Source organism: Variovorax flavidus, from assembly GCF_030317145.1.
In the GTDB taxonomy this organism is placed as follows: domain Bacteria; phylum Pseudomonadota; class Gammaproteobacteria; order Burkholderiales; family Burkholderiaceae_C; genus Variovorax; species Variovorax flavidus.
Window position 1 is genome coordinate 391,090 of sequence record NZ_JASZYE010000002.1, and the last position, 18,489, is coordinate 409,578.

The 18,489-nt window shown below is 67.4% G+C and carries 20 protein-coding genes; 6 read left to right on the top strand and 14 right to left on the bottom strand.

Annotation, left to right across the window (positions count from 1 at the left end; genetic code table 11):
* Nucleotides 1-9: 9 nt before the first annotated feature.
* Nucleotides 10-1,275, bottom strand: coding sequence for an acyl-CoA thioesterase/bile acid-CoA:amino acid N-acyltransferase family protein (locus QTH90_RS12485; protein ID WP_286664863.1), 1,266 nt, complete (start codon nucleotides 1,273-1,275; stop codon nucleotides 10-12).
* Between the two features lie 139 nt (nucleotides 1,276-1,414).
* Between QTH90_RS12485 and QTH90_RS12490 the strand changes: the two genes are divergently transcribed.
* Nucleotides 1,415-1,786 carry a hypothetical protein gene (locus QTH90_RS12490; RefSeq protein WP_286664864.1) on the top strand — a complete coding sequence of 124 codons (372 nt, stop codon included), beginning with the start codon at nucleotides 1,415-1,417 and terminating at the stop codon, nucleotides 1,784-1,786.
* Between the two features lie 58 nt (nucleotides 1,787-1,844).
* Here QTH90_RS12490 and QTH90_RS12495 read toward each other — a convergent pair whose 3' ends face one another.
* The 6 genes from QTH90_RS12495 to QTH90_RS12520 form a co-directional block, all read right to left on the bottom strand.
* Entirely contained in the window at nucleotides 1,845-3,956 is a 2,112-nt protein-coding gene (locus QTH90_RS12495) for an esterase-like activity of phytase family protein (RefSeq protein ID WP_286664865.1), read from the bottom strand.
* A 457-nt stretch (nucleotides 3,957-4,413) separates the two neighbouring features.
* Nucleotides 4,414-4,911 carry a GNAT family N-acetyltransferase gene (locus tag QTH90_RS12500; RefSeq protein WP_286664866.1) on the bottom strand — a complete coding sequence of 166 codons (498 nt, stop codon included), beginning with the start codon at nucleotides 4,909-4,911 and terminating at the stop codon, nucleotides 4,414-4,416.
* Complete coding sequence (locus QTH90_RS12505) at nucleotides 4,908-5,180, bottom strand: type II toxin-antitoxin system TacA family antitoxin (protein WP_286664867.1); 273 nt, start codon at nucleotides 5,178-5,180, stop codon at nucleotides 4,908-4,910. The genes QTH90_RS12500 and QTH90_RS12505 overlap by 4 nt, the downstream gene beginning before the upstream one ends.
* Before the next feature lie 66 nt (nucleotides 5,181-5,246).
* On the bottom strand, nucleotides 5,247-6,464 hold the full coding sequence (locus QTH90_RS12510) for a CaiB/BaiF CoA transferase family protein (RefSeq protein WP_286664868.1): 1,218 nt from the start codon (nucleotides 6,462-6,464) through the stop codon (nucleotides 5,247-5,249).
* 12 nt (nucleotides 6,465-6,476) lie between these two features.
* Complete coding sequence (locus tag QTH90_RS12515; RefSeq protein ID WP_286664869.1) at nucleotides 6,477-7,268, bottom strand: enoyl-CoA hydratase/isomerase family protein; 792 nt, start codon at nucleotides 7,266-7,268, stop codon at nucleotides 6,477-6,479.
* 45 nt (nucleotides 7,269-7,313) lie between these two features.
* A complete protein-coding gene (locus QTH90_RS12520) occupies nucleotides 7,314-8,297 on the bottom strand; it encodes a Bug family tripartite tricarboxylate transporter substrate binding protein (protein ID WP_286664870.1) in 984 nt (327 codons plus the stop codon).
* 57 nt (nucleotides 8,298-8,354) lie between these two features.
* On the opposite strand from QTH90_RS12520, the gene QTH90_RS12525 reads away from it, so the two are divergent.
* Entirely contained in the window at nucleotides 8,355-9,050 is a 696-nt protein-coding gene (locus tag QTH90_RS12525; protein ID WP_286664871.1) for a GntR family transcriptional regulator, read from the top strand.
* Between the two features lie 80 nt (nucleotides 9,051-9,130).
* On the opposite strand, the gene QTH90_RS12530 is transcribed toward QTH90_RS12525, so the two are convergent.
* The 3 genes from QTH90_RS12530 to QTH90_RS12540 form a co-directional block, all read right to left on the bottom strand.
* On the bottom strand, nucleotides 9,131-9,538 hold the full coding sequence (locus QTH90_RS12530) for a VOC family protein (protein WP_286664872.1): 408 nt from the start codon (nucleotides 9,536-9,538) through the stop codon (nucleotides 9,131-9,133).
* Nucleotides 9,535-10,026 (bottom strand): helix-turn-helix transcriptional regulator, encoded by a 492-nt coding sequence (locus QTH90_RS12535; RefSeq protein ID WP_286664873.1) that lies wholly within the window; start codon nucleotides 10,024-10,026, stop codon nucleotides 9,535-9,537. The genes QTH90_RS12530 and QTH90_RS12535 overlap by 4 nt, the downstream gene beginning before the upstream one ends.
* A gap of 90 nt (nucleotides 10,027-10,116) precedes the next feature.
* Nucleotides 10,117-11,412, bottom strand: coding sequence for an Nramp family divalent metal transporter (locus tag QTH90_RS12540; RefSeq protein WP_286664874.1), 1,296 nt, complete (start codon nucleotides 11,410-11,412; stop codon nucleotides 10,117-10,119).
* Between the two features lie 191 nt (nucleotides 11,413-11,603).
* Between QTH90_RS12540 and QTH90_RS12545 the strand changes: the two genes are divergently transcribed.
* On the top strand, nucleotides 11,604-12,605 hold the full coding sequence (locus tag QTH90_RS12545) for an SDR family oxidoreductase (RefSeq protein ID WP_286664875.1): 1,002 nt from the start codon (nucleotides 11,604-11,606) through the stop codon (nucleotides 12,603-12,605).
* On the opposite strand, the gene QTH90_RS12550 is transcribed toward QTH90_RS12545, so the two are convergent.
* Complete coding sequence (locus QTH90_RS12550) at nucleotides 12,580-13,533, bottom strand: YihY/virulence factor BrkB family protein (RefSeq protein WP_286664876.1); 954 nt, start codon at nucleotides 13,531-13,533, stop codon at nucleotides 12,580-12,582. The genes QTH90_RS12545 and QTH90_RS12550 overlap by 26 nt on opposite strands.
* A 122-nt stretch (nucleotides 13,534-13,655) precedes the next feature.
* The gene (locus tag QTH90_RS12555; protein WP_286664877.1) at nucleotides 13,656-14,543 is read right to left on the bottom strand and encodes a LysR family transcriptional regulator; all 888 of its coding nucleotides are present in this window, start codon (nucleotides 14,541-14,543) and stop codon (nucleotides 13,656-13,658) included.
* Between the two features lie 120 nt (nucleotides 14,544-14,663).
* Between QTH90_RS12555 and QTH90_RS12560 the strand changes: the two genes are divergently transcribed.
* Nucleotides 14,664-15,422: an SDR family oxidoreductase gene (locus QTH90_RS12560; RefSeq protein ID WP_286664878.1), complete on the top strand. Its 759-nt coding sequence runs from the start codon at nucleotides 14,664-14,666 to the stop codon at nucleotides 15,420-15,422.
* A gap of 86 nt (nucleotides 15,423-15,508) precedes the next feature.
* Nucleotides 15,509-15,988 carry an FKBP-type peptidyl-prolyl cis-trans isomerase gene (locus tag QTH90_RS12565; RefSeq protein ID WP_286664879.1) on the top strand — a complete coding sequence of 160 codons (480 nt, stop codon included), beginning with the start codon at nucleotides 15,509-15,511 and terminating at the stop codon, nucleotides 15,986-15,988.
* 9 nt (nucleotides 15,989-15,997) lie between these two features.
* On the opposite strand, the gene QTH90_RS12570 is transcribed toward QTH90_RS12565, so the two are convergent.
* Complete coding sequence (locus QTH90_RS12570; RefSeq protein ID WP_286664880.1) at nucleotides 15,998-16,252, bottom strand: hypothetical protein; 255 nt, start codon at nucleotides 16,250-16,252, stop codon at nucleotides 15,998-16,000.
* A gap of 246 nt (nucleotides 16,253-16,498) precedes the next feature.
* On the opposite strand from QTH90_RS12570, the gene QTH90_RS12575 reads away from it, so the two are divergent.
* Entirely contained in the window at nucleotides 16,499-17,548 is a 1,050-nt protein-coding gene (locus QTH90_RS12575; RefSeq protein WP_286664881.1) for a pirin family protein, read from the top strand.
* A gap of 11 nt (nucleotides 17,549-17,559) precedes the next feature.
* Here the strand turns inward: QTH90_RS12575 and QTH90_RS12580 are convergent, their stop codons facing one another.
* Nucleotides 17,560-18,459, bottom strand: a complete 900-nt coding sequence (locus QTH90_RS12580) for a LysR family transcriptional regulator (protein WP_286664882.1) — start codon at nucleotides 18,457-18,459, stop codon at nucleotides 17,560-17,562.
* Nucleotides 18,460-18,489: the final 30 nt, after the last annotated feature.

Genomic DNA, 18,489 nt, shown 5'->3' on the forward strand with positions numbered 1-18,489 from the left:
TCGACGTCCTTAACCATCGGCCAGCGCACGCTGAAGGAACGCCAGCATGCGGGACCACGAGTCCTGGCGGGCATGGGCCGTTCCTTCGGGCGTTCCGCCCATGTCCATGTCCTCCCCGGAAACGGGATGCTTGAACTTCAGCATCGTCGTCGGTCCGTTGGGCCAGCCGATGCTGTGGCCGGCGTTGGCGTACTTCAGGTGTTCGACGCGATGGGGAAACCCCGTCTGCGTGAAGCGTCGAACGGCGAACTCCGCCAGTTCGCTGGACGGCCACAGTTGGTCGTCGGCGCCTGAGATCAGAAGGACCGGCCCGTTGATTCGTTCCACGGGGATGGCGGCCCTGTCCGCGAAGTCGGCGTCCTCCAGGGGAACGAGGTAGCAGTCGAACTTGCCCGCCTCGATGCCGGCGGAGGACCTGCGCGATGCGTCGTACGAGAGAGTGTCTGCGTAGGGAACCTCCTTGCCGTTCAAGGTCCATGCGCCGTGACCGGTCGGCGGATAGGCCGGCCACGCGATGCCGCTGGGGACATAGGCGACGACCGCCCGGATGCCGGGGTACGTCGCACCGAGCAGCAATGCCAGCTCTCCACCTCGAGAGATGCCCACGACGGCCAGATGCTTCGCGGCGACACCCGGTTGTGCCGACATCCACTCCAGGGCCGTGCCGAAGTATTCGAGCGGAATGCGGTCGAGCGTTGGCGGCAGGCCTTCGGCGGCGAAGTACGCCAGCGCCAATGCCGCGTACCCACGGGAGGCCAGCAAGGCGGCCATTTCCTGGGACCAGGCCAACCCACCGTTCGAGCCTCCGACCACGAGCACCGCCCGATGTGGCCCCTGGTGTGCCGGCTCGAACATCCGGCCGACGAGTCCGTCGACCTTGACGTCCCGCGACACGGCGGCCGGCCCGAGGAAAACTCGCCGGATGGGGTGGGAGATCGGTGGAGCGCCGTCTTCCCCCTCGGCAGTGAGCGTTGCGGTGAAGGGGTCCGTGCTCTTGCCCTCGAAGCCCTTGGCGACATCGCCATGCACGGGTGCACGGGACCAGAAGAGTCCCATCGCATCGACGCCTCGATAGGAGCCCGACACGGGCGCCTGGCTGCCGAGGTCCACGATCCCGTTCGAATCGGCGATGAACGTGGCGCTGGACAGGAGAACCACGTCACTGAAACTGCTCCAGAGCTTCAAGGTGATTCGCGCGCCTGCGTGGAGATCCAGAACACGAATCACAAGGGTCTCGTCGACGAGACATGTCGGAGGCAGCGTGTCGAACTTCATGCGGGGGCCGGCTTCTTTCAGGAAGTGCAGGATTTCGGAGGCGACCGCATTTTGGCGCGGCCGTCAACAGGCATCCTGATGATGACCGGGTGCGGTCGGCCCCCTAAGGTGCTCGCGGGACGGACCCGAAGGAGACACCATGAAGAAGACCTTTTCAACCCCGTTCGTGCTCTTGGCGACATCCATGGCCGCGATGGGCCAGGCGCCAGGATTTCCGGCGGACACGCCGATCCCGAAATCAGCGGAGATCACGGAGTTCGTCAAGGACAAGACCTTCACCGGCACGCGAAGCGACGGCATCACGGGCAAGTTCAACTACCGCTCGGATGGCAAGTTCGAAGTCATCTATCCGCAGTTCAAGGAGTTCGGCACCTGGCGCACAGAGGACGGAAACCTTTGCGTCGACGATCCGGTCAACGGCAAGGTTTGCAACCAGGTGCGGATCCTGGGCGGCAACCTGCTCTATCGCCGCAACAAGAACGGCGAGGTGGTGACGCTGAAGTCGGATTGACGGGCGGGCGGTGCCATGGGGATTCGCCCCCATGGCAAGGCCGCCCGGTCTCGCAGACTCAGTTGGCCGGCAAGCGGAGATCGGCCAGCTTGCGGTCGAAGCGCACCAGCCAGAGGCGTGTCGGCCGCTCCTGGTCGCTGCCGCGCACCAGGCGCGCAGCCACGACGCCGGTCGGGCATCCCTTGGTGATCACGCCGGCCGCGTCCACGGTGCAGTCCTCGATGCTGCCGGCCACGCGTTGGCCATTGGCGTCGAGCAGCGTCGTGGTGAGACCGAAGTCGTTGTCGTTCACGAGGGCGAGCGTGTTCTCGTCGACCAGCGTCATGCCCTCTGCCTTCTCGGCCAGCCAGCCGAGCGCGTTGAGGTCGAGCAGTTCGGTCTTTCGCATCGGGATCACCGTGGACCAGTCCGCGCCGCCGGCCACTGCCTGCGTGATGCTGCTGACCTCGAGGTTGTAGTCCAGCGCCGCGATATCGGTCGCGTTCGCGGGGATCTCGACCAGCATCAGCTTGTTCACCACCTTGGCGTCGCTCTTGCGCGCGCCCTGTTCGATGACGATGAAACGGCCGTTGCCCAGGCTCACCATGTCGCCGAGCTTGGCGTTGCCGGTGCGGTCCTTGTCGTACTGGCTGCCGTCGATGGGGTAGGCGTACAGCTTCGAGCGCTCGGTGGCCGGGTCGAATTCGAGCCAGCGCGCGAACTTCGCGATGTGGCGCACATCGGTGCTGCTGCCGCCCGGCGGCGTGGCCTTGATCGACTTGCCGCTGCCGTCCTTCGGATCGATCGGACTTTGCAGGAAGCCGTGCAGCTTGCCGCTGGCCACGTCGAGCGCCAGCCCTTCCATGCCGCGATTGGGACGGCGCTGCGACAGCACCGCTGGCAGGTCCGCCGCACCGGCACCGGGGCCGTACTTCTTCTCGACCACGCCGGTCGCGATGTTGATGCGAACGATGAACGGACCGTACTCGTCGCTGCTCCACAGCACATTGCGGGCCTTGTCGAGCACCAGCGTCTCGGGGTCGAGGCCATTGGCGTCGAAGCCGGCCTTGGCCGCGTCGTACACGTAGGCGTCGGTCAGCGGCGTCTCGCCCGTGGACCCCACGCCCGATTGCGGCGGCAGCCCCGTGAGCTTGCGGTCGGCGTCGAGCTTGAGCGGCAAGCTCGACTGCAGCACCGCGCCGTTCTTGCCGATCGTGACGATGCCGAAGCTCGGCGCGAACGACGGCGCCGGAAACACCTTGCTGATATTGGTTCCGCTGCCGCCGGGCACCGGCGCCGTCGGCCCATCGCCATTGGGGCCGCGGTCGGTGATGGCGTAGAACTCCAGCGTGCCGTCCGCCGCCGTGCCCTTGAAAGCCAGGCCGGAGCCGTACGCCGGCAGGAAGCCCTTGGGGAACTCGGCGCGGATCTTGTCGTTGCTGCCTTCGTAGGGAACATTGAACTTCACGTCCGCCTGCATCTGGTGGCGCGTGACGCTCACGGCGATGGCGCCGAGCGCGTTGGTCTGCGTGGCCGCTTCGCTCACGGGCGCGCCGAGTTGCGACGCCAGCGTGTTCTCGAAATGCTCGCGCGCCAGCGTGCGCCGGGTGGCGTCGGAGCTTCGTGCGCTGTAGGGCACCGGCAAGGACGCGAGCAGCGCGTTGAGCGCCGTGTCGAAGGTGGCCGCCGCTGCGCTGAAATCCAGCGCTCCGGCCCGGAGCGCGGCCTTCACCGCATCGGTGATGCGGATGCCGTTCGACGGATCGCCGTCATCGTCCAGGCTTTGCAATGCGATCAGGCGATTGACCACCGCGTCGGCCTTCAGGCCGTCTGCCGTCGGCTTCTGACCGGCGAGCGAGAGCGGCGTGATCGAGGTGCCGCAGGCGGCGCTGCCGAGCACGAGGCCGCCGAGGCTGAAGGTGACCGTCTCGCCTTCCTTGCAGGCGAACTCGCCCTTGGCCGATGTGGCCGCCTTCGCGGCCGTCCCGGCCACGTAGTCGAGCCCTTCGACGGCCGCGTCGAGGAAAACCCCGGCAACGCTGCCGGGCGTCGCCGTGCCACCGCCGGCCCCGGCGCCGCCCGACCCGCCCGCGGGCAACGTGAAGTTGCCGCCACCACCGCCGCCACATGCACTCACCAACAGGCCGGCGCCCACCACCGCCAGCCATGTCACCCTCGATCGATTGTTCATTGTTGTTCCTGCTGAATCACGATTGACGCGCGCGCACCATGCGCGAGCCCGCCGGATTAGCGCGAAACTTTGTGACGCGGCCGTGAAAGGTTCGGCGCTGCGGGACGACAGCAGGCCGGGGCGGCCGCACCTCGGGCAGCTTCAGTCAAGTGAGTTACCGCTTGCATCCCGCTGTGGAAAAGAAAGAAGGCGGCGCACCAACATGGCGTGCTGCGTTGCACGGCCCCGGCGCACACAAAACGTGCCGTTCCCAATGAAGAAGGGGGATGCTGCAGCGCACCAAAACACGAAAGTCAAGGCTTTCTTTTCCCCTTGGCCGGTGCATGACTCTGTGGATAACTAAGTGGGCATCTTGCCGGACCCGCATTCCGCTTGGCTTCCATTGCGATGCTCACCGAACGGGCAGCCGCTGCCGCCGATCAGGTTTTTTGCAGGACCGGACCCGAGCCCGGAGTTTTCACGGGCCGGCCGGCGGGCTCAGCCGCAGCATCAGTGTCAGCGGATGCCCTGGAGACTCCTGAAAGCCGTAGTGCTCGTAGAACGCCTTGGCGCGATCATGAAGTGCGTGAACAAGCAAGGCGCGCACCCCAGCGTTCTGCGAAACCGTGACCGCGCGAAAGACGGCGTCCTGCAGCATCGCCGCCCCCAGCTTCACGCCCTGGACGCGACGATCGACCGCCAGGCGCCCGAGCACCATCACGGGAATCGGATCCGGCATGTTTCGCCGAACGCCGGTCGTGGCCATCTGGTGCGCGACCGCTCCTGCAGCCATCGCGTAGTAGCCGAAGACGCGCCCGTCCTTGTCCGTCACCACGAACGTCCGGCTGGCACCGCTCGCCTGATTGGCCAACGCCCTTCGTTGCAACCAGGTGTCGAGACTGGCCTCTCCCGATTCGAACTCTCCAAGGGCGTGTGCGGCGATGAGCGGTTGTGGCGCGCCGAGCTTCGGCGTCATGCCGCGTCCGTCTCCCAGGGAGCCTTCACCGCCATGAGCCGCTCCAGACCGGGATTACGGCCGACCGGCGCATCCAGCATCGCGGTGAACTGCGTGAACTTGTCGTGATCGAGGCTGAAGAAGACCTGATCCAGCATCACTGCCTGCGCGCGCTCGCAAGCGGCCTCAAGCATGAAGTCCGAACGGTTCTTTCCGACCAGCCCTGCAGCGTGATCGATGAGGTCGCGCTGCTCGGGACGGGCGCGCAGATTGATGGGGGCGTCGCGCATCAGAGACCTTGTGTATAGACAATAGATACACAATTCTCGGCCAGACGTGTATCTGTTGTCAATACATCAGGAATCGGGCGACCCGATGATCTTCGCGGCCTGCAGATCTGCGATCTCGCTGTCGTCAAAGCCGAATTCCTTCAGCACCTCCCGGGTCTGCTGCCCCACCGTCGGCGCCGCCGACCGTGCAAAGGGAGCCTCGCCATCGAAGTGAATCGGCAGGCCGAGCGAACGCATGGTGCCCCCGTTCGGGCTGTCGACGTCGACCACCATCGAGATGGCGCGCGATTGCTCGTGTTCCATCGCCTGGCCAACGTCATGCACCGGACCGACCGGAACGCCGGCGTTGTCGAAGACCTCGACCCAATGTCCGGCGGGATGGCCGGCAAGCGCTTCTGTGATGAGCCCCGCCAGCACGGCCTGATGGGCCAGCCGGTCGCGCCCCGTCGTGAAGCGTTCGTCGGTGAGCCATTCGGGGTGGCCGAGCACCTCGGCGATGCGTCGCCAGTTGGCCTGGTTGCCGCCGCCGAGCGCAATAGCGCCTTCGCCGCATCGAAAGGTCTGGTACGGCGCGATCAACGGATGCGAGGTCCCCATGGGCTTGGCCACGGTGCCGTCGTGAAAGTACGCCGCTGCAAACCAGTACATCTGCTGCAGCGATGCCTGGAGCAGCGAAGTCTCCACCTTGCTGCCGACGCCCGTGCGCAGCCGCTTGATGTACGCCGTGAGGCTGCCGAGGGCGGCCAGGATGCCGGCGTTGATGTCGGCCACCGAGTTGCCCGGCTTGGCCGTCTCGCCGTCGATGCTGCCGGTCACGCTGATCAGGCCGGAAAACGCCTGCAGCACCAGGTCGAAGCCGCCGTTGTCGCTCATGGGGCCGTTCGGGCCGTATCCGCTGATCGAGGTGTAGACCAGCTGGGGATTGACTTCGCGCAGGTGCCCGTAGCCCAGACCCAGCGCATCGAGCTTCCCGCGGCGGAAGTTCTCGGTGACGATGTCGCAACTCGCGGCGAGCCGCTTGATGATCGCCTGGCCCGCAGGCTGGCGAATGTCGACCGCGATCGAGCGCTTGCCGCGGTTCAGCATGAGAAAGCCCGGAGCAAGCCCCGGATCGCCGGGCCGCGCGTAGCCGCGAGCATCGTCGCCCGCGGGAAACTTCTCGACCTTGATGACTTCGGCGCCCATGTCGGCCAGCATCAGGCCGCAGATCGGGCCGGCCATGATCTGGGACATCTCCAGGACGCGAACGCCTGCCAGCGGCAGGTCCTTGGCTTGTGGGTTCATTGCGCTTCTTTGTCAGGTGCCAGTGAAGACCGGTGCGCGCTTCTCCGCGAACGCGGCGAGCGCCTCGCCGATGTCGCGCGTCTTCAGGCTTGCCGCATAGGCCGCATGAGCGGACGCCTCGTCGTATTCCTGCCGCGCGACTTCGTTGAGCGTGGCCTTCAGGGAGACCAGCGGGATCGGTGCCTGCGCCAGCAGGTCATCGGTCCAGCTTTTCAGCTCGGCATCGAGTTGCTCGGGCTCCACCAGCGCATCGAGATAGCCGATGCGAAGCATTTCTTCCGCCGGGATCGGCCGGGACGTCAGGAAGAGCTTCTTGGCCGCGCCGAGGCCCAGGCGCGAAACCCAGCGACGGACTCCGTGCGGGTAGTAGTGCAGGCCGAGCCGTGCCGCCGGCATGAACATCCGCATGCCGGTGACGCCGATCCGGAAGTCGCACGACAGGGCCAGGTCAGTGGAGCCGCCGTACACGGGGCCGTGCAGGCGGGCGATCGTGACGGCGCGCGCGTTCTCGATCTCGTCGGTGAAGGTCTGGAACGCGTTGTCGGTGCTGTTGGCGGCCTTGCCCAGGTGCCCCAGGTCGAAGCCGGAGCTGAAGCTCTTGCCCGTGCTCCGGAACACGATCACCCGGACCGCCTTGTTGGCATTGAGATCGGCCAGGTAGCCGCGCAGCACCGGCAGGTCCTCGGGCTCGATCTTGTTGTGGGTGGCCGGGCGGCGCAGCGTGATGGTCGCGATCGCGCCTTCGATTTCGAGCAGCGGCGAAGCAGGGGCGACGACGGGAGGCGATTCGAGAACTGTGGACATGCGGGTTCCTGGTCGATGGTGAATGGAGGGTGTCAGGGCAACGGATCAGTCGAAGTGCAGGTTCTGCTCGCGGATGACGCGGCCCCACTTCTGCAGGTCGGACTTGACCAGCTCGCTCGCCGCTTCCGGCGTGGAGGGCACGACGTCGTTGCCCTGGCTGATGAGCTTGTCGCGCAGCGCGGGCGTGTTCAGCGCCGAGTTCAGGGCCACGTTGAGCCGCTGCACGACCTCGGGCGGCATGCCCTTGGGTCCCACGAGAGCGAACCAGCCCTGTGCGTCGTACCCCGGCACGCCTTGCTCGGCGACCGTCTTGACGCCGGGGAAGGCCGGCACCGGCTTGGTGGACGTGACGGCGATGGCGCGCGCCTTGCCGCTCTTCACGATCTGGACTGCGGGTGCGATGGTCGAGAAGGAAACCTTCACTGCGCCCGCCATCAGGTCCGTCAATGCCGGCGCGGCGCCCTTGTACGGAACATGCAGCATCGTCGTCCCCGTGCTGGCGCCGAGCAGTTCGGCAGACATCTGGTGGATGGTGGCGAGGCCCGAAGTGGAATAGGAAACGCCGCCCGGATCGGCACGCACGAGCTTGAGCAGCTCGGGCAGATTCGTTGCCGGGACGGACGGATTCACCAGGATGACCATCGGCGCCTTGGAGACGACGCCGAGGTAGCTCAGGCCATTCATCGGGTCGTAGCTGACCTTCCGCGCATTCGGAATGATGGTCAGCGGCGCGACGTCGGCCAGACCGATCGTGTAGCCGTCGGCCGGCGCGCTGGCAACGGTCTCGACGCCGATCGCGCCGCCGGCGCCCGGCTTGTAGTCGACAACCACCGGCTGGCCGAGCACCTTTTCCATGGCCGGGGCCAGGTCGCGCGCCACTGCGTCGGCCGCGCCACCGGGCGTGTAGCCGAGCACGAGACGGACCGGCCGCGTCGGCGTCCACGGCTCCTGCACACTGGCAGGCAACACAGCCGCCGAAGAAACTACGATCGCCGCTGCGGCGGCCAGTTTGGGGAGTGAAAAGTGCACGGCTTGTCTCTTAAAATATTTTTGATGATTTAAAATATACCAGAACATCGGATAAATATGCACAACACCAAGATGCCAGGAGCCCCCACGGCGACACTCAGCGAGGCCGTGCGGCAATCGATCATTCGTGACTTGTCCGTCGGCGCATTGCAGCCGGGCCATCCGCTGGACGAGCGCGCGCTGAGCGAGCGCTTCGAGGTGTCGCGCACGCCGATTCGCGAGGCGATCCTTCAATTGGCCGCGCAGGGTTTTCTGGTGATCAGCCCGCGCAGCGGGGCATCGGTGCCGCGGCTGTCGATCGTGCTGCTGCGGGAGCTGCTCGAACTACTGGGCGAACTGGAGGGCATCGCCGCCACCTTCGCCGCCAAGCGCATCCGCCCGCAGGAAAAGGCCGAGCTGGCCGAAAGCATCGCGCAATGCGCGGCGGCGGCCGAGGCAGACGACGCGGCCGCGTACCAGATCGCGAACGACCGGTTTCATGGAGTTATCTACGCCGCCTCGCGCAACGGTTCACTGGTGGAGCAAATCAGGTCGCTGCGCACGCGAAGCGCGGCCTACACGGTCAATCGATTCGACTCGCCGGGCCGCATGAAGCGGTCGGCGCTGGAACACGCGGCGATCGCCAAGTGCGTGCTGGACAACGACGCCGCGGCCGCGCATGCCGCGATGCTCAACCACATCTCCATCGGCGGAAAGGACTTCGCCGAGTTCGTCAGCGGCATCCCGACGGAGCTGCTGGATGGGGGTGGATGAACGCGGTCAAGCGTCGGCGCTGGCAGATTCGGGCCGGCACACGAACGATGACTCCGAGGGATTGAGGAAAGACGAGTCTCTCAACCACGCCGCTGGATCATCTTCCACCCGTTGCCCGACGGGTCCCGAAAGCCCGCGTCCACGGTGCCGTAGCGTTCCACCGGCTCCTGCGTGAACTCCACCCCCTGGGCAAGCATCCGGTCGTACGCGGCGCGGCAGTCGTCCACGGTCAGGACGAGCGGCGGCATGGCACCCTTGGCGACGATCTCGCGCACGGTCTGCGCCGTGGCCGCGTCGAGCACCGGCGGCCCGGGAGTGAAGAGGCCGAGCTGGAACGACGGCTGGTCCGGGTGCTGCACCGTGAGCCAGCGATAGTCGCCATTTCCCACGTCCGTGTGGACGCGGAAGCCCAGCTTCTCGACGTAGAAGGCGAGCGCTTCGCCTTGATCGTGCACGTACAAACCGACCACTTCAATGCCTTGATTCATGGAATCTCCTGTTGTTCGGGCTCGGTTGTACCGTTCATTTCCTGGCGCCGCTTCTCCGAAACTGCGGTCGTGAGGTCGGGCCGGTGCGCGGCGCTGACGATGCAGACCGGCACGCGGCCGAGTTCGTGAATCGTCGCCGTCGCGCGCGCCCGGATCGCGCTCGGACTGTCGCCGGTGATGTCGCGGAAGGTGCGCCCGAAGGTGCCGAGGCTCGACCAGCCGGTCGCAAAGGCGATGTCGGTGATGGGCAGTTCGGTGTCGCGAAGCAGCGTCATCGCCCGCTCGATGCGGCGCGTGAGCAGGTACCGGTGAGGCGGGATGCCGAAGGCCTGCTTGAACGACCGCGCGAAGTGCGCCTCGGAGACACCGCTCACCTGTGCAAGCCGTTCGACAGGCCATTCCTCGTGCGATGCGGCGTCGATCCGGTCCTTCGCCCGCAGCAGTCGCCGCAACAGCGCGGGGTCCTGGTTGGCTGGGGCCCCGCTCATGACACGCTCACCTGCAGGTCGGGAAGTTCGGCATCGTTCATCTTGGAGGAATGCTAAGCGCTGTCCATCCACGGTGATGGACAGCGCCCCTCACCCCACGGATACCACCCCCAGCGCCACCGAAGCCGCCGCCATCGCGCCCGTCGCCAGCCACCCCAGCACCTTCCACTTGCGCGGGAGCACCATCTCGCGCATCACCTTCTGGCTCGACGCCGCGATCATCACGGCCGCCATCACGGGCACGGAGATGACGGCGTTGATCACCGCGGCCCAGTAGAGCGCCGAGATCGGGTTGATGCCCGACATGCTGATGGCGACGCCGATCGCCATGGCCGCGGCGAGGATGCCGTAGAAGCTGCGGCCCTGCGCCAGCGTCAGGTCCAGGCCCTTGCGCACGTGGAAGTAGCTCGCGACCGCCTCCGCCGCGGAACCTGCGAGCACGGGCAGCGCCAGCATGCCGGTGCCGATGATGCCGAGCGCGAACAGCAGGAAGGCGGCATCGCCCGCGATGGGGCGCAGCGCGGCGGCGGCCTGTGCCGTGGAGTCGATCTGGGTCTGGCCATTCGCATGCAAGGTCGCGGCCGCGGCAGTGATGACGAAGAAGGCGATCAGGTTCGAGAAGCCCATGCCCACCGCCGTGTCGATGCGCAGTCGACGCAGCTGGTGCCGTGCCTGCTCGGGTGCGACGCGCAGCGGCCGGTCTTCGGGCACGCGCTTGATGTCCTGCACTTCCTGCGAGGCCTGCCAGAAGAAGAGGTAGGGGCTGATGGTGGTGCCGAGGATGGCGACGACGGTGGTCACGTACTCCCGGCTCCATTGGAACGATGGCGCGAACACGCCTCGCATCGCCGCGCCCCAGTCCACATGGACCACGAACACCACGCCCACATACGCGAAGAGCGACAGCGTCAGCCACTTGAGCACGCGCACATGGCGTTCGTACGGCATGAAGACCTGCAGCAGCAGCGAGACGACGCCGAAGCCCAGCGCATACCAGGCTGCATGGCCGGGCAGCACGAGCGCGGCGGAGTCGCCCATGGCGCTGAGGTCGGCGCCGAGGTTGATGACGTTGGCGACCAGCAGCAGCAGCACGAGCGAGGCGACCATCCATCGCGGGCAGAAGCGCGCGAAGGTCTCGGTCAGGTTCTTGCCGGTGACGCGGCCGATGCGCGCGCTGGCGAGCTGGATGCCCATCATCAGCGGATAGGTGATGAGCAGCGTCCAGCCCACGCCGTAGCCGAACTGGGCGCCGGCCTGCGAATAGGTGGCGATGCCGCTCGGGTCGTCGTCCGCCGCGCCCGTGATGAGACCGGGCCCGAGTTTGGACCACCAGCGCTCGCTGCCCTGCCGGGTACCTTGGGGCGCGCTCGTCGAGGGGATGCTCATGGACGGCTCCGCTAGTGAAACAGGGTGGGGAAGGCGGTGGAGACGTTGCCGCACGGCGGCATCGCGCCACATAGGTGCAGGCCCCAGCGCGCTGTGGGACGTCATCGACGTCTGCGCGGGGGATGCGGCCTTGGATGACACGGCGCATCGCAGCGGCTGTCTACGGTGGGGCATTCATCCCAGGAGCAGCCATGACCTCATCCCACGACCCGTCCACTGCGGATGCTGGCGACGTCGCCGTCCAGCACCGCAAGGTGCAGCGCGAGCAGGACGCCAAGGACCGCGCCGCCGCGCCCGAGTCGAGCAGCAAGAAGCCGATGCAGGCCGGCCACCGCCCCGAGCCGGAGAACCCCATGCCCGCGCACCACCTGAAGAAGCCCGGCATCGAAGCCGACATGGACCTGCAGCCGCGCTTCATGGCATCGGGCTATCTCGGCAGCGGCAAGCTCAACGGCATGGTGGCGCTGGTCACGGGTGGCGACTCGGGCATCGGCCGCGCCGTGGCGCTGCTGTATGCCCGGGAGGGCGCCCAGGTCGCGATCGTCTATCTGAAGGAAGAGCAGGTCGACGCCGAGGAAACCAGGCGCTGCATCGAGGCCGAGGGCCAGCATTGCGTGCTGATTCCAGGCGACGTGCGCGATCCGGCGTTCTGCAGGCAAGCCGTGCAGGAGACGCTGCAGGCTTTCGGCAAGCTGGACATCCTGGTCAACAACGCCGCCTTCCAGCTGCATGCGGCGTCGATCGAGGACATCACCGACGAGCGGCTCGACCTCACGCTCCGCACCAACGTGGTCGGCTATTTCCAGATGGCGCGGGCGGCGGTGCCGCATCTGCCCAAGGGCGGCTCGATCATCAACACCGGCTCGGTGACGGGGCTGGAAGGCAGCGCGCAACTGCTCGACTACTCGACCACCAAGGGCGCGATCCATGCCTTCACGAAATCGCTGGCGAGCAACCTGCTGGACAAGGGCATCCGCGTGAACGCGGTCGCGCCCGGGCCGGTGTGGACGCCGCTGAATCCTGCCGACCGCCCCGGCGAGGAGGTGAAGGACTTCGGCAAGCACACCGACATGCGGCGACCGGCGCAGCCCGAGGAGTTGTCGCCGGCCTACGTGTTCCTGGCCGCGCCCTGCTGCGCGAGCTACATCACCGGCATCGTGCTGCCGATCACGGGGAGTGTGGGCGCGGTGTAGCGTGGGGCGGGGTCGGGATGCGATCGGTGCCGGCCTCGGCCTCTTTCGCCATCACCTTGGTGGCCGCGAGGGCCTTGGCGCCTGCGACCGAGCCGTGCTCGTTGGCATACACCTTGGTGAACTCGGCGCCCAGCAGGAAGATCTGCGCGGCGTAGTAGACCCAGGCCAGCAGCACGACAAGCGAGCCCGCAGCGGCGAAGGATTCCGTCACGCCGCTCTTGCCGAGGTAGAGGCCGATCAGCAGCTTGCCGACCTCGAACAGCACGGCCGTGACGCCAGCCCCGATCCAGACGTCGCGCCAGGTGATGGAGGCGGTCGGCATGAACTTGAAGATCATCGCGAAGAGCAGGGTGGTGATCGACAGCGACACCAGGATGTTGAGCATCTGCAGCAACAGTTCCCAGCCCGGCAGCATGCCGCCGGCCCAGGTGCCGAAGGCCGCGACACCCGCGCTCACGATCAGCGACACCATCAGCAGGAAGGCCAGTCCCAGGATCAGCCCGAAGGACAGCAGCCGCGCCCGCAGCACGGCCCAGACGCCCGTGGGCTTGTCCTTCTCCGGCACGTGCCAGATGCGGTCGAGCGCGCTCTGCAGTTCGGCGAAGACGGTCGTGGCGCCCACCACCAGCACGGCGATGCTGACCACGCCGGCGATCAGGCCGCGCTCGGGCTCGCTCGCGCTGCGCACCAGCCCCTGAACGGCGATGGCACCCTCCCGTCCGATCAGCCCGGTGAGTTGCGCGACGATCTCGCCCTGCACCGCCTCGCGGCCGAAGAGCGCGCCCGCGATCGCGATGACGATCACCAGCAGGGGCGCCAGAGAGAACATCGTGTAGTACGAGATGGCCGCGCCCATGCTCGGCGCCAGGTCGTCGACCCAGGCCATCACGGCCTTGCGACAGAGGTCGAAGAGATGCTTGGGCTTCATGGCACGCGGGCGGAGTCGAGAGCGCCAATGTCGCTCTCGCACGCGCCGCCGCCATGCGCCAAGCTTGCATGTTGGAGTAGGCGCCGGCCCACTCCTCGATGCCGCAAGAGCGGCCGCCCCGATCAGCCCAGGACGCGGATCAGCTCGTCGTAGACCAGCCGCACCCTCGCCGGCACCGGCGAGCGCTGCGACCGGTAGACGTACATGGGCCAGGGCTCTGGCGCGTCGGCGTCGAGAACCGACACCAGTTCGCCCGCCTTCAACCCCGGCTCCGCCAGCGACGCGACCAGTTGCCCGAAGCCCAGACCGGCCAGCACGGCGGCGCATTCGGCGTCGGTGTCGTCGGTGATGAAGGCCGCGGGCGGCATGGTCACCTGGCGTCCCCTGCTGAACAGCCAGGGCCACGGCCTGCCGGAGTTGCCATCGATGAGCGCGGTGGTCGGCAAGGCGGAGAGCGCGTCGATGTCCTTCGGCACGCCGACCCGTGCAATCAGCGACGGCGCGGCCACCACCGTGAGCGGCACCTTGCCCACCGGCCGCGCGACGAAGCGGCTGTCGCGCAGCGGGCCGACACGGACGCCGACGTCGATCTGCTGGTCGACCACGTCGGCAAGCTGCTCGGAGAGGCGCAGGTCCAGCGTCAGGCCCGGATGCGCCGCCAGCATCGGCGCCAGCGCCTGCGGAATCCGGCGCCGCCCGAGCACCCCGGGCGCCGTGACGCGGACGATCCCCGCGTGCTGCGAGAGCGAGCGACGGTCGATGCGATGAAACAGCTCGTCCACGCCGCCCACCGCGACCCGCGCGCGATCGGCCAGTTGGCGCCCGAAGTCGGTGAGCTGCACGCCGCGGGTGCTGCGGTGGAAGAGCGGTTCGCCCAGTTCTTCCTCCAGCTCGCGCACGGCCCGCGTCACGACTTGCGGCGAGACGGACAGCCGCACGGCGGCATCACGGAAGTTCACGGCATCGGCGGCGGTGCAGAAAACGCGAAGGGTTTCGAGGCGGTTGGACATGAGTCGGGCGCTTGGTATTCCGAAATGAGGAATTCTGAACTCGCCAGAGTTCCATTTACGGCAACGGCTGGATTTTCCACACTGACGCCATCCCTTCAACCACTTTCCAAAGGAAGCCTCATGACTGCAACCATCGACAACAACATCGCCGGCAAGGTCGCCATCGTCACCGGCGCGAGCAGCGGGCTCGGCGAATCCACGGCGCGGCACCTGGCCGCGCGCGGCGCCAAGGTCGTGCTCGCGGCGCGCCGCACCGACCGGCTCGACAAGCTCGTCGCCGAGATCCGCGAATCGGGCGGCGAAGCCGTTGCCGTGGCCACCGACGTGTCGAAGCGCGCCGACCTCGAAAAGCTGGCCGCCATGGCCGTCGAGGCCTTCGGCCGCATCGACGTGCTGGTCAACAACGCCGGCGTGATGCCGCTGTCGCCCATCGAGAAGCTCAAGGTCGACGAGTGGGACCGCACCATCGACGTCAACATCAAGGGCGTGCTCTACGGCATCGCGGCCGTGCTCCCGCGCATGACGGCGCAGGGCAGCGGCCACATCATCAACATCGCGTCGGTCGCCGGCCTGAAAGTGTTCACGCCCATCGGCACGGTGTACAGCGCGACCAAGTTCGCGGTGCGCGCGATCTCCGAAGGCTTGCGCGCCGAAGCCGGCCCCGGCATCCGCGTGACCATCGTGTCGCCGGGCGCCGTGGAGTCCGAGCTGCAACTCGGCAGCAGCGACGCCGAAAGCGCCGCGGGCGTGAAGGCCTTCTACGACGCCAACCAGATTCCGGCCGACTCGGTGGCGCGGGCGGTGGTCTACGCCGTCGAACAGCCGGCGAACGTGGACATCAACGAGATCGTGCTGCGGCCGGTGTCGCAGGAGTTCTGAGTCCACGGGCCGCCGGTGTGCCGCGCAGGGGCTCCAGGAGCCGCCCTGCGCGGCATCGCCATGCTTCCTTTATGCTGCGCGTCGATATGAAGATTCAAAAAGACTCCGTCGTCACGCTGCGCTACAAGGTCGCAGACGCCACCACCCAGAAGCTGATCGAAGAGAGCCGCGACCCCATGGTCTACCTGCATGGCGGCTACGACAACACCTTCCCCAAGATCGAGGCGGCGCTCGATGGCAAGGAAACCGGCTTCCAGACCACGTTGAACCTGCAGCCCGAGGACGCCTTCGGCCCGCGCGACGAATCGCTGGTCCGCACCATCCCGAAGAGCGACTTCCCGCCCGGCGTGAAAGTGGGCGGCCAACTCGAAGGCCGCAACGACCAGGGCGAGCCGCAGGTCTTCAACGTCATGAAGATCAAGGGGCCGCAGGTGATCCTGGACGGCAACCATCCGCTCGCGGGCAAGGCGCTGAAGTTCAGCGTGACCGTGACCGGCGTGCGTGCCGCGACCGAGGAAGAAATCGCCCATCGCCACGTGCATGGCGAGCACGGGCACCATCACTGAGTCGGAGAATCACTGCGTCAGTTCGGCGGTGCGCAGCTCTTCCGCCAGCACCACTGCGCGGCCGAACTCCGTGCGCAAGGCCTGCTCGACCAATGCAAGCCTCGCGAAGCTTTGCAGGTCGTCGTCGGAGGGGCCTGGCCCCAGTCGCTGCAATTGATCCCGGAACGCCAGCACGATCCGGTCGTGCGCCTGCTCGCGCGACCGCCTCGCGGTTGCGGCGGCAAGCTCCAGGGCGCGCACTTCCGCGTCGAATGCAAGATTCATCGTTCTCTGGGATTCAGTGGACACGGCGGCGATTGTCTGGAGCGGCGCCGAGCGCGCCTTGTAGGCGAATACGCCGCGTCGCAGGCAGTCATGCCCTTCAGGACGGAATCCCCGGAGGCGTGCACTGTTGCGTGCACAAGACGACTGCGTTCCACGGGCGGCCCTTTCGTGGCGCGCCGCCGGCCCCATATTGAATAGACGCGCCCCGTCGTATCCAACTGGGCAACTCACAGGAAAAGCCCCGCCATGACCAACGCCAGCCCCATCATCCAGATCAAAGCCCTCGGCTTCCCGTGGGAGACGATCGATCCGTTTCTGTTCTGCGCCTATCACGACGACGCCTACCCGCGCGCCAACGCCCAGATGGGGCCGGACGCCTCGCTGGCAAGCCGCGACCTGGGCCAGGATTTCAGCCGCAAGGACGGCTGGAGCATGTATCACGGCACCACCGTGCCGGGCTTTCCGGGGCATCCGCACCGCGGCTTCGAGACGGTGACCATCGTGCGCAAGGGCTTGATCGACCATTCCGACTCGCTGGGCGCGGCGGCGCGCTTCGGCGGCGGCGACGTGCAGTGGCTCACGGCCGGCAAGGGCATCGTGCATTCGGAGATGTTCCCCTTGCTGGACGCGGGCGCGCCCAACCCGTTGGAACTGTTCCAGGTCTGGCTCAACCTGCCGGCGCGCAGCAAGATGGCCGAGCCGCATTTCACGATGTTCTGGTCGGAGGACATTCCACGCTTCACCGCGACCGATGCCGCAGGCCGCAAGACGGAGGTCGCGAGCGTCGCGGGCCGGATCGGGCCGGTGGACGGCGCGCCGGGCGAAGGCGGACCGCTGGCGCCGCCGCCGGATTCGTGGGCCTCGCAGCCGGATGCCGACCTCGCGATCTGGACGCTCCGGATGGAACCCGGCGCCCGCTGGACCCTGCCGGCCGCGACGGGCGAGGGCACGCGCCGCAGCCTCTATTTCTTCAAGGGCCGCACGGTGTGCATCGCGGGCCAGGTGGTGGACGGCCATGCGGCGATCGAGCTGCGTGCCGGCGCCGCCGTGGAACTGATCAACGGCGACGAGGTGAGCGAGTTCCTCGTGCTTCAAGGCCGCCCGATCGGTGAGCCGGTGGCGCAGTACGGCCCCTTCGTGATGAACACGCAGGCCGAGATCGCCCAGACCATGGCCGACTACCGCCGCACCCAGTTCGGCGGCTGGCCGTGGCCTGACATGGCGCCGGTGCATGGGCGCGACCCTGCGCGCTTTGCGCGGCATCCGGGCGGGCGCGAGGAGCGGCCCGAGAAATAGCGCCCGGCCGCTCAGCGCTCGCGGCGCTGCGCCGCCATCTCGCGGATCAGGTTCCACACGCGCTGCGCCAGCGGCGACGGCGCACGGTTGCGCCGGTGCACGAGCATGATCGTCCGCTGCACCTTGGGCAGCAGCGGCCGCACGACCAGCGCCTGCAGGCCAGCGGGCGGCATCGCGAGCGCGGGCATGACGCTGATCCCGATGCCCTGCTCGACCATGCGGAACACCGTCGCCGGATGGCCGACCTGCTGCCGCACCTCGCAGTGCGCGCCGTGCTCAGCGAGTGCTTCGTCGATCAGCCGCCGGCTGCCGGAGGCATGGTCGAGCAGCACCAGCGGCTCGCCGTCGAGCGCCGACCAGGCCACCGTCCGCTTGCCTGCCAGGCGATGGTCCGGCGGCATCACGAGGCAGAAGGGATCGTCGAGGATCGCTTCGCCCTGCAGGTCATCGGTGGCGGGCGGCTCGACCAGCACGCCGAAATCGACCTCGCCGGCGCGCACGCTGTCGAGCGCGGTCTGCTGCATGCGGTCGAGCAGCAGGAAGTCGATGTCCGGATCGCGCCGCGCGCACTCGGCAATGCAGGCCGGGATGAGGTTGGCCGAGAGCGTCGGGCTGCTGGCCACGCGGACCTTGCCGCGCCGCGCGCCCGCCATGCCGTGGACTTCGGCGAGCGTCTGGTCGAGATCGTCGAGCACCCGGTCGAGGCGCATGGCGAGCGACTGGCCCGCATCGGTGAGCACCACTTCGCGCGTCGTGCGATCCAGCAGCTTCAGCCCCAGCTGCGATTCGAGCTCGACGATGGAACGGCTGACCGCGGGCTGGGTCAGGCCGATCTGGTCGCCCGCCCGGCTGAAATTGCGGGTCTCGGCGACGGCCTGGAAAACACGAAGCTGGCGCAGGGTGACGTTCATGCGCCCGAATCATAAAACTATCAGATAAAT

Excerpts from the sequence above, each read along its gene's own strand:
- QTH90_RS12485 (WP_286664863.1), bottom strand. The coding sequence starts at position 1,275 with ATGAAGTTCGACACGCTGCCTCCGACATGTCTCGTCGACGAGACCCTT.
- QTH90_RS12490 (WP_286664864.1), top strand. The coding sequence starts at position 1,415 with ATGAAGAAGACCTTTTCAACCCCGTTCGTGCTCTTGGCGACATCCATG.
- QTH90_RS12495 (WP_286664865.1), bottom strand. The coding sequence starts at position 3,956 with ATGAACAATCGATCGAGGGTGACATGGCTGGCGGTGGTGGGCGCCGGC.
- QTH90_RS12500 (WP_286664866.1), bottom strand. The coding sequence starts at position 4,911 with ATGACGCCGAAGCTCGGCGCGCCACAACCGCTCATCGCCGCACACGCC.
- QTH90_RS12505 (WP_286664867.1), bottom strand. The coding sequence starts at position 5,180 with ATGCGCGACGCCCCCATCAATCTGCGCGCCCGTCCCGAGCAGCGCGAC.
- QTH90_RS12510 (WP_286664868.1), bottom strand. The coding sequence starts at position 6,464 with ATGAACCCACAAGCCAAGGACCTGCCGCTGGCAGGCGTTCGCGTCCTG.
- QTH90_RS12515 (WP_286664869.1), bottom strand. The coding sequence starts at position 7,268 with ATGTCCACAGTTCTCGAATCGCCTCCCGTCGTCGCCCCTGCTTCGCCG.
- QTH90_RS12525 (WP_286664871.1), top strand. The coding sequence starts at position 8,355 with ATGCACAACACCAAGATGCCAGGAGCCCCCACGGCGACACTCAGCGAG.
- QTH90_RS12530 (WP_286664872.1), bottom strand. The coding sequence starts at position 9,538 with ATGAATCAAGGCATTGAAGTGGTCGGTTTGTACGTGCACGATCAAGGC.
- QTH90_RS12535 (WP_286664873.1), bottom strand. The coding sequence starts at position 10,026 with ATGAGCGGGGCCCCAGCCAACCAGGACCCCGCGCTGTTGCGGCGACTG.
- QTH90_RS12540 (WP_286664874.1), bottom strand. The coding sequence starts at position 11,412 with ATGAGCATCCCCTCGACGAGCGCGCCCCAAGGTACCCGGCAGGGCAGC.
- QTH90_RS12545 (WP_286664875.1), top strand. The coding sequence starts at position 11,604 with ATGACCTCATCCCACGACCCGTCCACTGCGGATGCTGGCGACGTCGCC.
- QTH90_RS12550 (WP_286664876.1), bottom strand. The coding sequence starts at position 13,533 with ATGAAGCCCAAGCATCTCTTCGACCTCTGTCGCAAGGCCGTGATGGCC.
- QTH90_RS12555 (WP_286664877.1), bottom strand. The coding sequence starts at position 14,543 with ATGTCCAACCGCCTCGAAACCCTTCGCGTTTTCTGCACCGCCGCCGAT.
- QTH90_RS12560 (WP_286664878.1), top strand. The coding sequence starts at position 14,664 with ATGACTGCAACCATCGACAACAACATCGCCGGCAAGGTCGCCATCGTC.
- QTH90_RS12565 (WP_286664879.1), top strand. The coding sequence starts at position 15,509 with ATGAAGATTCAAAAAGACTCCGTCGTCACGCTGCGCTACAAGGTCGCA.
- QTH90_RS12570 (WP_286664880.1), bottom strand. The coding sequence starts at position 16,252 with ATGAATCTTGCATTCGACGCGGAAGTGCGCGCCCTGGAGCTTGCCGCC.
- QTH90_RS12575 (WP_286664881.1), top strand. The coding sequence starts at position 16,499 with ATGACCAACGCCAGCCCCATCATCCAGATCAAAGCCCTCGGCTTCCCG.
- QTH90_RS12580 (WP_286664882.1), bottom strand. The coding sequence starts at position 18,459 with ATGAACGTCACCCTGCGCCAGCTTCGTGTTTTCCAGGCCGTCGCCGAG.